This is a genomic window from Streptomyces sp. CY-1 (assembly GCF_047218265.1).
Taxonomy (GTDB): Bacteria; Actinomycetota; Actinomycetes; order Streptomycetales; family Streptomycetaceae; genus Streptomyces; species Streptomyces niphimycinicus.
Window position 1 is genome coordinate 635,667 of sequence record NZ_CP178393.1, and the last position, 16,543, is coordinate 652,209.

The window sequence follows — 16,543 nt, forward strand, 5'->3', positions numbered from 1 at the left end:
GCATGGAAGAGGGCGGACCAGCGGCGGTATACCGGCGGTAAAGCGACGGCCGCGGCGGCTCGACCGGTTCCGCCCCGGTCGAGATCCCCGCCGCGGCCGCATCGCGTTCCGCATGGGAGAGGCCCTGGTCACACGCGATGTGGCAGCAAGGCGTGTGACCAGGGCCGCCCGGTCACCCGGCGAGCCAGGCCAGCACCTCCCGGTTGATCCGCTCGGGCGCCTCCAGGTGGAGGAAGTGCCCGGTGCCCTCGACCAGTTCCATGCGCGAGCCCGCCGGGAGGTGGTCCTTGGCCCCTTGGACGACATCGGCGCCGATGCAGCCGTCGTCGGTGCCGTGCAGATAGAGGATGGGGGTCTCCCCGGTGGCCGTGATGGCCTCCTGCTCGGCCGCGTACGCCGCGACATGGCGCGACGGGTCGAACAGGGCCCGGTAGTAGCCGATCGCGGCGGCGAGATGGGCGGGGTCCCGCAGGCTCTCCTTGACGTGCGCGATGTCCTCGGCAGCGTCCTGGTAGCCGGGCGACCAGTCGCGCCACAGGCCGTCGATCAGGGCCATGTCGTGCGCCGCCGCACCGGCCTCGGCCAGCGGCGTCTGGAACAGGAAGATGTAGAAGGAGCGCTTGAACTGGCCGTAGTCATAGTCGAAGAAGTCGGCCAGCACCCCGCCCAGCGGGGGCACCGACATCGTGACCGCGCGCCGCCAGCGCTCGGGGGCGCTGCCGGTGGCGCCGTACGTGGCGATGGCGCCCCAGTCGTGGCCGATGAGCACGGCGTCGCCGTCGCCGCCGAATGCCTCGTGGAGCGCGTTGGCGTCGGCGGCGATGGCGCCCGCCTGGTAGGCGCCGTCGGCCGGTATACCGGAGGGCGCGTAGCCCCTCAGAAAGGGCGCGACGGCGTGGTAGCCCGCGTCCGCGAGCGCGGGAAGCAGATGACGCCAGGAGTGCGCGGTGTCCGGGAAGCCGTGCAAGCAGAGCGCCAATGGGGCGTCGGCCGGGCCCGCTTCGAAATACCCGAAATCAAGTCCATTTGCGTTGATGTTCTTCAGCTCTGTCACGCCCGAGGATGCTAATGCACCGTCAGGATGGCGTCCATGTATGGCCGGAACGGGCTGCGCGCGGGGCCGGGGAAGTGGCAGACTGCGCTATACCGTCCGGAAATTCGATGACGCACCTGAAGTGTTTTCGCCGGCCGAGCCCCAGGGAGGCCCGATGACCAGCCCGAGCAGCCCCGTCGCGGACCACCGCGATGCCATGATGCATCGCGGCTTCCTCTATCGCGACGAGGACGAAGTCGTCGACGTCTGCGTCCCCTTCCTCCGCGAGGGGCTGGAGGCGGACGACGCCGTGGCCGTCGTCGCCGCCTCCGCCAACATCGACGCGCTGCGGGACGCGCTGGGGCAGGACGCCAAGGCGGTGCAGTTCGAGGAGGCGCTGAGCTGGTACCAGCACCCGGTCAAGACCATCGCCGCCTACGACTCCTTCGTGAAGGCCGAGAAGCCGCGCCGGGTCCGGGTGATCGCCGAACCCGTGTGGCAGGGCCGCACCCCGCTCGAGGTGGTGGAGTGGGCGCGCTACGAGTCGATCGTCAACGCGGCCTTCGCCCACTCCGGCGCCCGCGCGATCTGCTGTTACGACCGGCGCCTGCTGCACCCCGAGATCCTCACGTACGCGCGCCAGACCCACCCCGAGATCATCGACGGCCATGGGCCGGAGCGGAGCGACGCCTACACCGACCCCGGCCCGTTCAGCGCCACCTGCGACCGGCGTCCCCTGCCGTCCGCCCCGCGCATGGCCGAGTCGGTGTCGATCGTCTCGACCGATCTGGATGCCGTGCGCACCTTCGTCGCCGAGCGGGCCGGCCGGCACGGCATGGGGCATGACGCGCTGCGCAATATGGTCGCGGCCGTGAGCGAGGTGTCCACCACCGCGATCCGGCACGGCGAGGCCCCGGCGCGGCTGAGCACCTGGGTCCATGACGGCGATCTGGTCTGCGAGATCTCCGGGCCCGGCCACTGGTACCCGGACGCGCTGTGGGGCTTCACCCCGCCGGCCGACACCGAGCCCGGATTCGGGCTGTGGGGTGTGCGCATGCTGTGCGATGTCGTACAGATGCAGGCCGACGCGGACGGCACCCTCATCCGGCTGCGCACCCGCATCTGACGTCGCCTCGCCCGCGGACGCACGTCGCCTCGCCCGCGGAAGCGCGCGGACGGGCCGCGGGGCGCCGGTGCCGGATGCGGCCGGGGCGGTGCGGGGCGACACTGGCGGGGAGTGCAACAGCCGTGATGCGGAGTGTGCGTATGGATGGGCTGCCGTCCGTCTGGGAGAGCACGCGATGAACACGCCCCACAGGCGTCGTGGCGCCCAGGGCACCCCCAGGGTGCGGGACCTCCCCACCCGCATCGACGCCACCGGCACCCGGCGGGAGACGGACGCGCTGGGGACCGTCGAGGTCCCCGCCGACCGCTACTGGGGCGCCCAGACCGAGCGGGCCCTGGTCCACTTCGCGATCGGTGACGACCGCATGCCCAAGGCGGTCTACCACGCCTACGGCTATGTCAAGAAGGCCGCCGCGCTGGTCAACGGCCGGGAGGGGCGGCTGGCGGGGTGGCGGGCCGATCTGATCGCGCATGTGGCCGACGAGGTGATCTCCGGTGCGCTGGACGACCACTTCCCGCTGTATGTGTGGCAGGCCGGCTCCGGCACCCAGACCAATGTGAACGTCAACGAGGTCATCAGCAATCGCGCGATCCAACTGGTCGGCGGCGTCCTCGGCAGCAAGGACCCGGTGCACCCCGACGACCACGTCAATCTGGGCCAGTCCGCCAACGACACCTTCCCCACGGCCATGCACATCGCCGCCGTGCGCATCCTGCACGACCCCCTGCTGCCGCAGGTCAGCCTGCTCCAGGAGGCCATCGCCGCCAAGTCCCGCGCCTGGTACGACGTCGTCAAGACCGGCCGCACCCATCTTCAGGACGCGGTCCCCCTCTCCGTGGGACAGGAGTGGTCCGGCTACGCCGCCCAGCTCTCCGACGCGCTGGAGCGGCTGCGCGCCACCCTGCCGGATCTGTACCAGCTCGCCATCGGCGGCACCGCGGTCGGCACCGGGCTGGGCGCCCCCGAGGGGTTCGGCCCTGCCGTGGCCCGGGAGATCGCCGGTGCCACCGGCCATCCGTTCAAGGTGGCGTCCAACTCCTTCGCGGCCCAGAGCGGTGTGGACACCATGGTGGCCGCCTCCGCCGGGCTGCGGGGCCTCGCCGTCCCCCTGATGAAGATCGCCGACGATCTCCGCTGGCTCGCCTCCGGCCCTCGTTCCGGGCTCGGGGAGCTCACCCTGCCCGCCAACGAGCCCGGCAGCTCCAGCATGCCCGGCAAGGTCAACCCGACCCAGTGCGAGGCCATGATGATGGTGTGCACCCAGGTGCTCTCCGACGACAGCGCCGTCGCGCACGCGGGCACCCGGGGCAACTTCCAGCTCAACTCGGCGCGGCCGCTGGTCATCAGCGACTTCCTGCACTCCGCCCGCATCCTCGCCGACGCCTGCGAGAGGCTGCGCGAATACTGCGTCGAGGGCATCGAGCTGAACCGGGAGCGGATCGACGAGCATCTCGCCCGCTCGCTGACGCTGGTCACCGCGCTGTCCCCGAAGATCGGCCACGACAAGGCCGGCGAGATCGCCCACAAGGCCGCCGCCGAGGGGACGACCCTGCGCGAGGCGGCCATCGCCAGCGGCCACATCAGCGCCGAGGATTTCGACCGCATCGTGGACCCCCGGAAGATGGCCCGCCTCCGGGACGGCTGACCTCATCGGCGTATCCCGTGCTCGGCCAGCGGCCCCACTTCCAGGCCCGCGGCCCGGCACTCCGCCACCATCACGGGCAGCGCGGCCAGCGTGGCGCGCCAGCAGCCGGTGGCCGCCGCGCGGTCGGTGTCATGCAGCAGAACGGTGGCACCGCCGCACAGATCGCGCCGTACGGCGGCGGACACCGACCGCGCGGTGGCGTCCGCGGACCAGTCGCGCCCCCAGGCCGACCAGAGGACGGGGGTGAGCCCGGCCCGTGCCGCCGCCAGCCAGCGGCCGCCGGTGAGGATGCCGTACGGCGGCCGGTACCACAGCGGTACCTCGCCGGTGGCCAGCCGTATCGCGCGGGCGGCGCGGGCGACCTCCGTGACATCCCGGGACACCGTGGGCAGCCAGGGGCGGCTGTGGGTCCAGCCGTGGACAGCCAGCTCATGGCCCCGGCGGACGATGTCCAAAGTGGTGCGCGGGAAGCGCGTCACCCCGTCCCCCAGGACGAAGAAGGTGGCCCGGACGCCCAACTCGTCCAGCACCCGGAGAAAGCGCGGTGTGGTGCGCGGATCGGGTCCGTCGTCGAAGGTGAGGGCCACATGGTCGCGGCGGCCGCGGCCCGCCAGGGCGGGGAAGAGGGCGCGCCGGGGCCCGGCCAGCCAGGTGCCGGCCGGGGCGATATGCGCGGCCGCCGCCAGCAGCGCCGCGTCGCGCACCAGGACACCGGAGCGGTGGCGCGCGCTCATGGTGTTCCCTCACCGCCGTCCGGGCTCCTCCGCCGTCCGCGGAGGGTCCCGGCCTGCCGCGACGGCTCGGGGACGACCTGGTCCCAGCCGCCGCACATGGCGGGCGAGCGGGTCAGCCCCACGATGCCGGCCGCCATCAGCAGGATGCCGGCCACCTCGGGCACGATGCGCAGCCCCAGGTCGACGCGCTCGCCGAACAGCACCCAGCCCAGCGCGATGCTGACCAGGGCGTCGCCGAGGGTGAGCGCGGGCTGCGAGGCGGCCAGGGTGCCCGCGCGCAGGGTGCTCTGCAACAGCAGAAAGCTCAGCAGCCCCACGACGCACACCGCGTACAGTGGCCAGTCGGTGAACACCTCCACCACCCCGCCGGCGAACCGCCCGGTCAACTCCTTGATCAGCGCCGCCGTACAGGCGAAACAGGCGGCGGTGGCGCATCCGAGGGCGACGGCGCGGGCGGGCCCGCGCAGCGCATGGGCCACCGCGATCAGGACGCCCACGGCGATGGCCACCACCACGCCCACGGGCAGCCACTCGCCGTTCTTCGCCGTGGTCGCGCCGTGTGAGGGATCGGCCGCCGCCAGGAAGAGCGCGAGCCCGGCGGCGAGCATCACGAACGACAGCCAGGTCCGGCCGTCCGGGCGGTGGTGGAAGACCAGGCTGCCGACCACCAGGGTGAACAGCAGCTCGCTGACCAGCAGCGGCTGGACCACGGAGAGTCGCCCGACCGCCAGCGCGCCCACCTGCGCCGCCGCCGACACCATCATCGCGGCCAGCCCAGCCAGCCAGTACGGGCGGCGCAGCAGACGCGCCAGCCGCAGCAGGTTCCGCTTCGGGCCCGGGGCGCTCCGCTCCTCCCGGACCTGGTCCATCGCGGCCCGCCGCTGAAGTACCGAGGCCATGCCGTTGCCCAGGGCGGACAGCAGGGCCAGCAACACCGTCAGGACGCTCACCGGGGTCACCCGAAGCGTGTGGCCAACCGGTGGTACAGCCGGGGGGCCACGGCGCGGGCCACCGCGGGCAGCCGCATCCAGGCCGGTACGTACACCTCGTCCCGCCCGCGCTCCACGGCCTCCCAGACCGCGTCGGCGACCCGCTCGGGCGGCAGCGGACGGGGCAGCCGGCGGGCGTACGGGGCACCCCGCCGGGCGAAGAACGGGGTGTCCACCACACCGGGGACCACATGGGTGACCCGCACCCCGGCCCGGCTCAGCTCGTAGCGCAGGGCGTCGGCGAACACGCCGAGCGCCGCCTTGGCCGCGGAGTACACCGCCTCGCCGCGCACCCCGACGGTCCCGGCCACCGAGCCGATCAGCACGATGTGTCCCCGCCGCTCGGCCTCCATCCGGGGGACGACCATGCGCACCAGGCGCATCGCGGCGAGCAGATCGACGCGGACCACCTGGTCGATGGCGGCGGGCGGCATGGTGGCGAAGGGGCCGGCCCAGCCCACGCCCGCCCCCGCGACCAGCAGATCCACCCGTCCGGCGGCACGGAGGGCGTCCTGGACGAGCGCCTCCGGGCCCTCCGGCGCCGCCAGGTCGACGGGGAAGGCGAGGGCCGATGTCCTGGCGGCCACGTGGTCGAGCCGTTCCCGGTGGCGGCCGCTGACCAGCAGCCGCCAGCCGCCCTCGGCCGCGATCCGGTCGGCGATGGCGGCGCCGATACCCGAAGAGGCACCGGTCACCAGCGCGACCCTGGTCCCGGTGGTGTCGGCGTACCCGGTGTCCCGCACGTGGCCGCGATCGAGCGGTGCGTCCGGGAGGGGGCGGATCATGGCATCTCCCTGTCTCGCCGCCGACCGGCCGCTGGCCCTGGGTCACCGGCCGTCGAGCGCGCGGTTTGACGGCGTGCGGAGCGGATACCTCCAGTGAGCCATGAGGAGCCGCGCCTCGCACCATCGGAGGTGGTCATGCACCAGCCGTCGGCACGTTTCCTCGTTGTGAGCGCCGGGATGGGGGCCGGGCACGACGCGGTCGCCGCCGAGCTGGTGCGCAGGCTGGAGAAGCTGGGCCAGGGGGCCGGCCGGGTGGATGTGCTGGAGTTGCTGCCACACCGGATCGGGGCGGGGCTGCGTTCGCTCTACCGGACGACCATCCGCCGTGCCCCGGTGGTGTACGAGGGCATCTACCGGGCGTTCTTCCGCCCCGGCAGGGGCCCCCGGCCGGGCAGCGCCCCGCTGGCCGCGCTCGCCGAGAACCGGCTGCTGGCCCTGGTGGAGCGGGAGCGGCCGGATGTGGTCGTCCCGGTGTTCCATCTGGCCGCGCAACTGACGGGGAGGCTTCGGGCGCGCGGGGCCCTGGGGGTGCCCAGCGCGGTCGTGGTGACCGATTTCGCGGTGCACCGCCAGTGGCTGCACCCGGGCAACGATCTGCATCTGTGTGTCACCCCGGAGGCCGCGGACACGGTGCGCCGGGCGCTGGGCCGTCCATCGGTGGCCACCGGACCCGTGGTGGCGCCGCGCTTCTTCGCCCCGGCGCCCGGGGCGGCGCGGTGGCGGGGGCACCTGTGCGCGCTCGCGCCCGGGAGGCCGCCGGTGCTGCTGTCCGTGGGGGCGTGGGGCGCCGGGACACGGGTGGTGGACACGGCGCGGCTGGTGGCCGGGGCGGGGTATCTGCCGGTGGTGCTGTGCGGCCGGGACGAACGGCTGCGCGCCGAGCTGTCGCGCCGGCCGGAGGTGGCCGCCTTCGGCTGGGAGCGGGACATGCCCGGTCTGCTGGCCGCGGTGCGGGCCGTGGTGGACAACGCGGCCGGTCAGACCGCGCTGGAGGCACTGGCCACCGGAGTGCCCGTGATCGGCTACCGCCCCATCCCGGGCCACGGCCGCGAGGGCGTCCGGCGGATGGCCGCGCTGGGGCTCTCGGACCATGCCCGGGACTCGTGGGAGCTGGTGCGGCTGCTCGACGCGCTCACCGAGCCCTCCGCGTGGCGCGAGCGCCGTATCGCGACGGGCCGTCGGCTGTTCGCCGACGACGCCGCCGTCCGGCTGACCGGGGCGGTCGCGCGGACGGCGGCGTCGGGCTGAGCTCTTCGAAGGCTGGGCCGCTCCGAGGACCCCAGCGGGTTTCGGCCCTCGGTTTCGGCCCTCGGGCCCCTAGCCCGCCTTCTTGACGAACTCGGTGGTGTACGTCTTCTTCAGGTCCACCGTGGCGTTCTTCAGGTTGGGGTTGAACGCCTTGAGGACGCGCTCGACCGTCGCCGGACCGTCCGCCGGCATCACCCCGTCCTTGGTGAACATCGGCAGAGTGCTCTTGATGGCCTCCGCGTAGAGCTTCGCACCGCCCTGCGCGTAGTCGCTCGGCATCTTGGCGGCGATGTCCTCGGCCGAGTGGGTGGACATCCACTTCAGGGTCTTCACGAAGGCGTTGGCCAGCTTCTGCACCGTGTCCTTGTGGCCGTTCACCCAGTCGGTGTTCATGTAGAGCGAGGAGGAGGGGTACAGACCGCCGAGCGCCTGCTTGGATCCCTCGGGTGTGCGCATGTCGATCAGGACCTTGCCGATCTTCTGGTCCACGATCTGGGCGACCGTGGGATCGGTCGTCATACCGCCCTGGATGGAGCCCTGCTTCAGGGCCGAGATGAAGGTCTGTCCCGCGCCGACCGCCACCGGGGTGAACTCGCTGGTCTTCACGCCGCCGTCGACCGCGAGGTACTTGGTCAGGAAGTCCGTGGAGGAGCCCAGACCGGTGACACCGAGCTTCTTGCCCTTGAAGTCCTTGGGGGACTTCATCTCGCCCGCCGCCTTGTTGGAGACCACCTCGACCTCACCGGGGGCCTGGGCGAGCTGGACGACGGACTCCACCTGCTTGCCCTTGACCTGTAGATCGAGGGTGTGGTCGTAGAAGCCGACGACACCCTGGACATCGCCCGCGATCAGCGAGGTGGTGGCCTGCACCCCGGCGGGCTCGGTGAGCAACTGGACCTCGAGGCCCTCCGCCTTGAAGTAGCCGAGCCGCTGGGTGAGCATCGCGGGCATGTAGATGACCTTGTCCAGGCCACCCACCATGATCTTGACCTTGCCGTTCTCGCCGCCGGAGGCGCTGGAGTCACCTCCGCAGGCGGTGAGGGTGGTCAGAGCGAGCGCCGCGGCGACCGCGGCCGCGGAGAACTTGGCACTGCTGCGCATGGGTCACGTCCTTGTGAGCGGTGATGAGCGGAGAGGGAGGAAAAAGGAGGCGGGGGCTCAGCGGTCTTCGCCGGGCTGGGCGGGCTTCCAGCGGAAGAGCCGCTTCTCCAGGAAGGTCAGCAGCCCCTCGGCGAGCAGGGCCACCACGGCGAGGATCACCATGGCGGCGTACACACCGGCGGCGTTGAAGGTGCCCTGCGAGGAGGACACCAGCAGGCCGAGCCCCTTGGTGGCGCCGATGTACTCGCCGACGATGGCGCCGATGAGGGCAAAGCCGAAGCTGACATGGAGGCTGGTGAAGATCCACGAGGTGGCGGAGGGAATGACCACCTGGAGGGTGACCTGGCGGTTGCTCGCGCCGAGGATCCGGGAGTTGGCCACCAGGTTGCGGTCGACCTCCCGGGCGCCCTGGAAGGCGTTGAAGAAGACGGGGAAGAAGACCAGGACGACGGCCGAGGCGACCTTCGAGGCCGGGCCGAGGCCGAACCAGATCAGGAAGATGGGCGCGAGGACGATACGCGGCAGCGCGTTGAGCACCTTGATGTACGGGCCGAGCACATCGGCCAGGAAGGCGACCCGGCCGAACGCGATCCCCAGGACCACACCGGCCACGACGCCGATGCCCCAGCCCAGGAGTGCCTCGTAGAGCGTGTACCAGATCTGCTCCCACAGCGAGCCCTGCGCGGTGCCGTGCAGCGCCCACTGCTTGAGCTGGTCCCAGATCTTGGAGGGCATCGAGAAGTTGAACGGGTCGATGACGGCGGCGCGGGCCAGCCATTCCCACAGCCCGATGACACCGAGGAGCACCAGGGCGCGGCTGGTCTGGACGAGGATCGCGCGGTTGCGGGCGGCGCGTGCCCGGGCCCTGGTGCGTGTGCCGGGTGTTTTGTCGAGGGCGGGCGCGGCCGTGGCGGATATGGTCTCAGGCATCGACGGCACCCCTCTCGCGGGTGATGCGGACCTCTTCGCCGAGCGAGGACCAGATCTCCCGGTAGATCTCCACGAACCGCGGCTCCAGCCGCACCGACTCGACCTTGCGGGGCCGGGGCAGATCGATCTCGAAGACCTCCTTGACGGTGGCCGGTCCGGCCGTCATCACGACGACCTTGTCGGCCAGGGCGATGGACTCCTCCAGGTCGTGGGTGACGAAGACGACGCAGGCGCCGGTCCCCGCCCACAGCTCCAGCAGTTCGTCCGACATCAGCGCACGGGTCTGCACATCGAGGGCCGAGAACGGCTCGTCCATGAGCAGGATCTCGGGGTCGTTGACGAAGGTCGCCGCGAGCGCCACGCGCTTGCGCTGACCGCCGGAGAGCTGATGCGGATAGCGGTCCTCGAAGGAGGAGAGGCCGACCCGGGCCAGCCACTCACGGGCCCGCTCCTTGGCCTCCGGCTTGGGCACACCGCGAAACCGCGGGCCGGCCATCACATTCGACAGCACGCTGCGCCAGGGGAACACCGCGTCCTGCTGGAAGACGAAGCCGACGTTGGAGGCGATGCCGCGGACCGGTTCGCCGGCCACCAGCACCTCGCCCTCGGTGGGCTCCTCCAACCCGCTGACCAGCGTCAGTGTCGTGGACTTTCCGCAACCGGTGGGCCCGACGACGGCGACGAACTCACCGTGCCCAACCGTCAGGTCGAGATCCCTGACCGCGGTGTGGAGGGCCCCGGACGGTGTCCGGAACGCCTTGCTCGTTCCCCGCAGCTCGATGGCGGGGCTGGTGTGGCTGCTCATGGCCGGGAGGCTAGAAGTGACCCGGGCCACAGCGGCAGCCTTCTGGGCACAACCCGCTGTTGCGCGCACAAACCGCGTTCTGCTCGTTTTGCTCGCGCCCTGACAACGAAAACGCCACGGAGACTGGGCATACGCCCCGGGCGCCTTTACGGTGCCTTCACAGCACGATAAACGGACGAAGTACTACCGCTCGCACACGGGACCACACGGCATGAGCGAGGCGGGAGACAGGGGGCCCCTCATGCGCATCCGATGGCCCCGGCGTGTCTCCGGCCAGGTGCTCGCCGCGCAGCTTTCCATCACCGCCGGTGTGATGGTGCTGGCGACCGCGCTGTTCCTGGCCCCGCTCAGCTCCGAGATCGACAACCAGGCCATGCACCAGGCGCTCGCCATAGCCCAGACCACCGCGGCCGATCCGGACATCGCGCGGGACCTCGCCGCCACCGACCCCACCCCCTCGGGTCCGGTGCAGCGGGCCGCCGAACGGATCCGCCGGGCCACCGGGGCGCTGTACATCGTGGTGATGGACTCCCGGGGGGTGCGCTGGTCGCACACCACCACCGCCCGGATCGGCGAACACGTCTCCACCGATCCTGGCGAGGCGCTCTCGGGCCGGGAGGTCCTTCAGATCGACGTGGGGACGCTCGGCCGCTCGGCCCGCGCCAAGGTGCCGCTGCGCTCCGGGGACGGACGGCTTATCGGGGCGGTGTCGGTGGGCATCGGCTACGGCAGCGTGCGCGACCAGTTGCTGGCGGCGGTGCCCCGGCTGCTGCTGTACGCGGGGGCGGCGCTCGGGGTGGGTGTTCTGGCGGCCATCGCCGTCTCGCGCCACCTGCGCCGCCGTACGCACGGTGTCGCGTTCGCCGACATCTCGGCGCTGCTGGACGAGCGGGAGGCGATGCTGCACGGCATCCGCGAAGGCGTGGTGGCCTTCGACCGGCACGGCCGGATCCGCCTGATCAACGACGAGGCCGGGCGGCTGCTCGGGATCCGCCCGGACGCCACCGGCCGCACCCTGGAGGAGTCACTGCCACCGGGCCGTACCACCGATGTGCTGGCGGGTCGGGTCGACGGGGCGGATCTGCTGACGGTCAGCGGCGCCCGGGTGCTGGTGGCCAACCGCATGCCGACCGAGGACGGCGGGGCGGTGGCGACCCTGCGCGACCGCACCGAGCTGGAGTTGCTGGGCCGCGAGCTGGACAGCACCCGCGGGCTGCTGGACGCGCTGCGCGCCCAGGACCACGAACACGCCAACCGGCTGCACACCCTGCTGGGGCTGCTGGAGCTGGGGCTGCACGAGCGCGCGGCACAGTTCGTGGCCGAGCTCACCAATGCCCGGCGGGCCTCGGCCGAGCAGATCTCCGAACGGGTACATGATCCGCTGCTGTCGGCGCTGCTGGTCGGCAAGTCGGCCATCGTGGCCGAGCGCGGCGTGGCGCTGCGCATCTCGCCCGCGACCCTGCTGCCCGGGCGGGTGGTCGATCCGCGCGATCTGGTGACCGTGCTCGGCAACCTCATCGACAACGCGCTGGACGCGGTGGCCGCACACCCCTCCCCCACCCCGTTCATCGAGGTCGAGTTGAGGGCCGAGGGCACCACGGCCGTACTGCGGGTGAGCGACACCGGTCCGGGGGTGCCACCGGGGATGCGCGAACAGATCTTCACCGAGGGCTGGTCCACCAAGGGGCCCGCCCATCCCGGCTTCCCGGACGCCCGGCCCCACGCCCACGCCCACGAGGGGTTCGCCATGGTGTCGCCGCGCGGCCGGGGCATCGGACTGGCCCTGGTACGGCGGCTGGCCGAGCGGTACGGGGGCATGGCCCGGGTCACCGCCCGGGCGGGTGGCGGGGCGGTGTTCACCGTCGTCCTGCCCGAGGCCCTCACCGGGGAGGACACACCCACTCATGAGTTCACCGCAGCAGGAGAGTCACGATGATTGACGTTCTTGTCGTGGACGACGACTTCCACGTCGCCGAGATCAACGCCGCGTATGTGGCCCAGGTGCCCGGCTACCGGGTCATCGCCCGCGCCCATACCGCCGCCCAGGCCCTCGCGACCCTCGAACGCAACCCGGTCGACCTCGTGCTGCTCGACCACTATCTGCCGGACGAGACCGGGCTGACCCTGGTGCGGCGGATGCGCCAGCTCGGCCACCACGCCGACGTCATCATGGTGACCGCCGCCTGTGATGTGGCCACCGTCCAGGCCGCCATGCGCCATGGCGCACTCCAGTACCTGGTCAAGCCGTTCAGCTTCGCCGGGCTACGGGCCAAGCTGGACGGCTACGCGGGGCTGCGCCGCACCCTCGAGGGCGTCGGCGGGCGCGGCGAGACCGGCCAGGAGAGGGTGGACCGGATCTTCGGCGCCTTCGCAGCCGCCGACACGTCCGGCCCCGCCCTCCCCAAAGGCCACTCCGCGCCCACCGTCGACCTCATACGGCGGGTCCTGGACCAGGCCGACCAGCCGCTCTCCGCCCACGAAGTGGCGGAGCGCACCGGTATCAGCCGCTCCACGGCCCAGCGCTATCTGAAGTACCTCGAACATGCGGGCCGCATCAGCCTCACCCTCAAGTACGGGGACACCGGCCGTCCCGAACACCGCTACACATGGGTGGCGGTGAACTGACGGCACCTTCAGCTTGTGGCCGTGGCCTCGTACAGGCCACGGCCGGAACGCTGGGCGCGGTCCGAGGAGCGCAGCCGCTCGAGGGTGTTGCGCACCGAGTTCACATTGGTGCGGGTCTCGTCGCGGCCCAGGGCATCGTTGACCTCGGAGGCCCGCATGGGACGGCCGGCCTTGCGCAGCGCGGCCAGCACGCTGTCGGCGAGCCCCGTGGAGCGCTCGGAGGTGGCGACCGTCTCCTTGGTGGCCTTCTCCGCCGGCTTCTCGGCGGCGGCCTTGGTGGCCTTGGCGGGCTTCGCCGCGGCCTTGGTGGTGGCCTTGGCAGTGGCCTTCACCGTGGCCTTGGTGGCCTTCGGAGCCTTCGCCACGGCCTTCGCCGCGGTCTTCTTGGCGGCGGTCTTCTTGCCCGCCGCCTTGGTGGCCCGTCCGGTGGCCGGCGCCTTGGCCGCCTTGCCCCTGCTGCGCTGACGGCCGATGGCGGCCTTGCGCGTGGCGGCGGAGGTACGGCCGGTGGAGGCCGTGTCCTCGGCGGTCTCCGGCTCGGCCTCGGCCGTGGCCTCGGTGGCCGGCTCCGCGGCCGGCTCGGCCGGGGCGGCCTCGGCCACGGGCTTGGCCACCGCCACCGGGGCGCTGTCCACGGCCTGCTCCGACACCGTGGCGATGGAGAGCGTCTGCAAGCTGCTCAGGGCGGTGCTGACCGCCTCCAGCCGCTTGGTGACGGCCTCCAAATCACCCTTGAGTGCCTCCTGTTGCTTCTGGAGTTGGGGGAGTTCGGCCTCCAGTACCTCAATGGTCGAACCCACACTGCTGTCCGCGCTCAACGCGTTCACTTCACTTCGTCCCCTTTCTGGGCGTCTGCGCCCATCGCAGCAGTGATTATGCCTGCTGTTCAGACGGTGCGGTGCCCTGTGTGCCACTACGCAAAACAACCACACGTGTCTCTGCCCCCCTTGAGAAGCCAACTTTCGGTGAAAACACACGCCTGTCACACCGCGCCCGCACCGCCGATGTCATCCGGAAGGGTGGCGCCGCAAACGCGGTGACGACGTGTCAGGCCCCAGTTTTCGGGGTGGCTTCACACGGGTGGTAGAAACACCGTACCCGTCCGAGGAAACAGAGGTAGTCCCATGAAGCCGCGCTGCGCCGTACTCGACGACTATCAGGACGTGGCGCTGTCGGCGGCCGACTGGTCCGGTGTGCTCGACGCGGTGGACGTGGTGCCGGTCCATGAGTACATCGACGGTGAGGACGCGGTGGCCGAGAAAATCGGGGACTGCGAGATCGTGGTCATCATGCGGGAGCGCACACCCTTCCCCGCATCGCTGTTCGCCCGGCTGCCACGGCTGAGGCTGCTGGTGACCACGGGGATGCGCAACGCGTCGGTCGACCTGGCGGCCGCCGCCCGCCACGGTGTGACCGTGTGCGGCACGGGCGGCGGCTCGCAACCGACCACCGAGCTCACCTGGGCGCTGATCCTGGGGCTCGCCCGCCATGTGGTGCCGGAGAGCACGGCGCTGCGGGACGGCGGGCCGTGGCAGAGCACCGTCGGCACCGATCTGCACGGCCGCCGCCTGGGGTTGCTGGGGCTGGGGCGGATCGGCACCCAGGTGGCGCGGGTCGGCCGGGCCTTCGGCATGGAGGTGGCCGCCTGGAGCGAGAATCTGACGGCCGAGCGCGCGGAGGCGGAGGGGGTGCGGCCGGCCGGTTCCAAGGAGGAGCTGCTGGAGACCAGCGACATCGTCTCGGTGCATCTGGTGCTCAGCGACCGCACCCGGGGGCTGCTGGGCGCGGCGGAGCTGAGGCGGATGCGCCCCACGGCGCTTCTGGTGAACACCTCCCGCGCGGCGATCGTGGACCAGGCGGCACTCGCGGAGGCGCTGCGGGACGGCCGGATCGCGGGCGCGGCGGTCGATGTGTTCGAACGGGAGCCGCTGCCGTCGGGCGATCCGTTCCGTACCCTGCCGAATCTGCTGGCCACCCCGCACCTCGGCTATGTCACCCGGGCCAACTACGAGCGGTTCTACGGCGATGTGGTGGAGGACATCCGCGCCTATCTGGACGGGGCGCCGATCCGCCGGCTGACCCCGCCCGCCTGACCGCCCCGCTCCGGCACCCCCGCCACCGGGCGACGGCGGGGAGCGGCCCCCGGGCCCAATCGAGATTCGACCGCGAGGCGTCAAGGGGGCTTGCTCCAGGGCAGGTTGGGCTCATCGGGGGCCCGGCCGCCCTCGTTCGCACATTCCACACCCAGCCACCGGTCGTCTGCCCGGGCTGAAAGCGACGCATGCCCTCCGCCCGGTGGACACTATTCCGTTTCGCCTTCGTCATACCGGACAGGCTGCCTGGCACGGACAACCCATCGGCCCGCACAACAGACCGGTGCCCGGTCCACCGACCGGCACCGCGGACGGAGGGAACGTGGCTCACAGCACACCCGGAAGGCCGGCAACCGACAGGGCATCGGCCGGGCAGAACGCCCTGCGGCACGGCGGCGGCGGATCGGGGACACCGCCACCGACCCGGCGCGGCATGCTCTCGGTGGCCGCGGCGGCCGGGATCGGCCTGCTCGCCGGCTGCGGCGAGGAGTCGGCCGATTCGCCCTCCGGAGCCGGCCCGCGGGGCTCCGGCAAGGCGGAGCGCTCCCCGTCAGCCACTCCGTCAAAGAGTTCCCCCTCCCCCACCCCCAAGCCGCGGCCGGAGCTGCCCCGGGGCGGCCGGGAGCTGTCCCGCTACCGCCTGGTGGGCTACTGCGGACTGCCCGGGGCCGCCGCGCTCGGCCGGCTCGGCATCGGGAACCTCGACGACCAGGTGCGCCAGATCGAGAAGACCGCCCGCGCCTACGCCGCGGACCGCGAACCGCAGCCGGTGCTCGAACTCCTCGCGACGGTGGCCAACAGCAGCGCGGGCCCCGACGGCACCTACCGCTCGCGCACCTCCCCCGACACGATCCGCCGCTTCCACGACGCGGCCAAGCGCCATCGCGCCCTGCTGCTGCTGAACATCCAGCCGGGCCGGGCGTCAGTCCTCGGCGAGGTCAAGGCGCTGCGCGAATGGCTGGTCCATCCCGATGTCGGCATAGCCCTGGACCCGGAGTGGGAGATGGGTCCGGGCGAGGTGCCGGGCGACACCTACGGCCACACCAGCGGCAAGGAACTCACCGATGTGGCCCGCTATCTCTCCGGGATCGTCGACGAACACGATCTGCCGCAGAAGCCGCTGGTCTTCCACCAGGTGGCCGTGTCCGTCGTCAGCGAGCAGTCCGCGCTGCGCCCACAGCCCGGTGTGGTGGTCATCAAGAGCGCGGACGGCATCGGATCGCCGGGGATGAAGCGGGACACCTGGCGGCAGTTGGTCAAGGACCAGCCCGAGGGCGTGCGCACCGGCTTCAAGCTCTTCTACGAGGAGGACACCGAGGGGAGCCGGCTGATGACCCCGGAAGAGGTGCTGGCCCTGCGGCCACGCCCGGATTACGTCATGTTCGAGTGACCGCGGCGGCGCCCGCCACCGAACGCGAGCCGCCCCCGG

The 16,543-nt window shown here is 72.0% G+C and carries 15 protein-coding genes; 7 read left to right on the forward strand and 8 right to left on the reverse strand.

Going from position 1 to position 16,543, the window contains the following annotated elements:
* Positions 1–172: 172 nt before the first annotated feature.
* Complete coding sequence (locus ACK1X7_RS02980; RefSeq protein ID WP_413114597.1) at positions 173–1,054, reverse strand: alpha/beta fold hydrolase; 882 nt, start codon at positions 1,052–1,054, stop codon at positions 173–175.
* A gap of 154 nt (positions 1,055–1,208) precedes the next feature.
* Here ACK1X7_RS02980 and ACK1X7_RS02985 point away from each other — a divergent pair, with 154 nt between their 5' ends.
* Positions 1,209–2,159, forward strand: a complete 951-nt coding sequence (locus ACK1X7_RS02985; protein WP_385147618.1) for an anti-sigma factor RsbA family regulatory protein — start codon at positions 1,209–1,211, stop codon at positions 2,157–2,159.
* 175 nt (positions 2,160–2,334) lie between these two features.
* Positions 2,335–3,804, forward strand: coding sequence for a class II fumarate hydratase (locus ACK1X7_RS02990; protein ID WP_413114598.1), 1,470 nt, complete (start codon positions 2,335–2,337; stop codon positions 3,802–3,804).
* Positions 3,805–3,806: 2 nt separating this feature from the next.
* Here ACK1X7_RS02990 and ACK1X7_RS02995 read toward each other — a convergent pair whose 3' ends face one another.
* Genes ACK1X7_RS02995 through ACK1X7_RS03005 form a run of 3 tightly spaced genes read right to left on the reverse strand, consistent with a single transcriptional unit; the run spans position 3,807 to position 6,312 of the window.
* A complete protein-coding gene (locus tag ACK1X7_RS02995; RefSeq protein WP_385147624.1) occupies positions 3,807–4,538 on the reverse strand; it encodes a polysaccharide deacetylase family protein in 732 nt (243 codons plus the stop codon).
* Positions 4,535–5,488, reverse strand: a complete 954-nt coding sequence (locus tag ACK1X7_RS03000) for a DMT family transporter (RefSeq protein ID WP_413114599.1) — start codon at positions 5,486–5,488, stop codon at positions 4,535–4,537. Before ACK1X7_RS03000 ends, ACK1X7_RS02995 begins: the two co-directional genes overlap by 4 nt.
* A 5-nt stretch (positions 5,489–5,493) precedes the next feature.
* Positions 5,494–6,312 carry an SDR family NAD(P)-dependent oxidoreductase gene (locus tag ACK1X7_RS03005; RefSeq protein ID WP_390794359.1) on the reverse strand — a complete coding sequence of 273 codons (819 nt, stop codon included), beginning with the start codon at positions 6,310–6,312 and terminating at the stop codon, positions 5,494–5,496.
* A 135-nt stretch (positions 6,313–6,447) separates the two neighbouring features.
* Here ACK1X7_RS03005 and ACK1X7_RS03010 point away from each other — a divergent pair, with 135 nt between their 5' ends.
* A complete protein-coding gene (locus ACK1X7_RS03010) occupies positions 6,448–7,560 on the forward strand; it encodes an MGDG synthase family glycosyltransferase (RefSeq protein ID WP_390794360.1) in 1,113 nt (370 codons plus the stop codon).
* 69 nt (positions 7,561–7,629) lie between these two features.
* On the opposite strand, the gene ACK1X7_RS03015 is transcribed toward ACK1X7_RS03010, so the two are convergent.
* The 3 genes from ACK1X7_RS03015 to ACK1X7_RS03025 are packed head-to-tail and all read right to left on the reverse strand — an operon-like array spanning position 7,630 to position 10,396.
* A complete protein-coding gene (locus tag ACK1X7_RS03015) occupies positions 7,630–8,661 on the reverse strand; it encodes an ABC transporter substrate-binding protein (RefSeq protein ID WP_385147635.1) in 1,032 nt (343 codons plus the stop codon).
* Between the two features lie 57 nt (positions 8,662–8,718).
* A complete protein-coding gene (locus ACK1X7_RS03020; RefSeq protein WP_216344952.1) occupies positions 8,719–9,591 on the reverse strand; it encodes an ABC transporter permease in 873 nt (290 codons plus the stop codon).
* Entirely contained in the window at positions 9,584–10,396 is an 813-nt protein-coding gene (locus ACK1X7_RS03025; protein ID WP_361507668.1) for an ABC transporter ATP-binding protein, read from the reverse strand. Before ACK1X7_RS03025 ends, ACK1X7_RS03020 begins: the two co-directional genes overlap by 8 nt.
* A 241-nt stretch (positions 10,397–10,637) precedes the next feature.
* On the opposite strand from ACK1X7_RS03025, the gene ACK1X7_RS03030 reads away from it, so the two are divergent.
* Together ACK1X7_RS03030 and ACK1X7_RS03035 are read left to right on the forward strand one after the other, a co-directional pair.
* Positions 10,638–12,332 (forward strand): ATP-binding protein, encoded by a 1,695-nt coding sequence (locus tag ACK1X7_RS03030; RefSeq protein ID WP_385147638.1) that lies wholly within the window; start codon positions 10,638–10,640, stop codon positions 12,330–12,332.
* Positions 12,329–13,021, forward strand: coding sequence for a response regulator (locus ACK1X7_RS03035; protein ID WP_385147641.1), 693 nt, complete (start codon positions 12,329–12,331; stop codon positions 13,019–13,021). Before ACK1X7_RS03030 ends, ACK1X7_RS03035 begins: the two co-directional genes overlap by 4 nt.
* Positions 13,022–13,029: 8 nt before the next feature.
* Here the strand turns inward: ACK1X7_RS03035 and ACK1X7_RS03040 are convergent, their stop codons facing one another.
* On the reverse strand, positions 13,030–13,848 hold the full coding sequence (locus ACK1X7_RS03040) for a prephenate dehydrogenase (protein ID WP_385147644.1): 819 nt from the start codon (positions 13,846–13,848) through the stop codon (positions 13,030–13,032).
* Positions 13,849–14,145: 297 nt separating this feature from the next.
* Between ACK1X7_RS03040 and ACK1X7_RS03045 the strand changes: the two genes are divergently transcribed.
* Together ACK1X7_RS03045 and ACK1X7_RS03050 are read left to right on the forward strand one after the other, a co-directional pair.
* Positions 14,146–15,114: a D-2-hydroxyacid dehydrogenase family protein gene (locus tag ACK1X7_RS03045; protein ID WP_390794362.1), complete on the forward strand. Its 969-nt coding sequence runs from the start codon at positions 14,146–14,148 to the stop codon at positions 15,112–15,114.
* A 322-nt stretch (positions 15,115–15,436) separates the two neighbouring features.
* Positions 15,437–16,504: a hypothetical protein gene (locus ACK1X7_RS03050; RefSeq protein ID WP_385147650.1), complete on the forward strand. Its 1,068-nt coding sequence runs from the start codon at positions 15,437–15,439 to the stop codon at positions 16,502–16,504.
* Positions 16,505–16,543 lie beyond the last annotated feature (39 nt).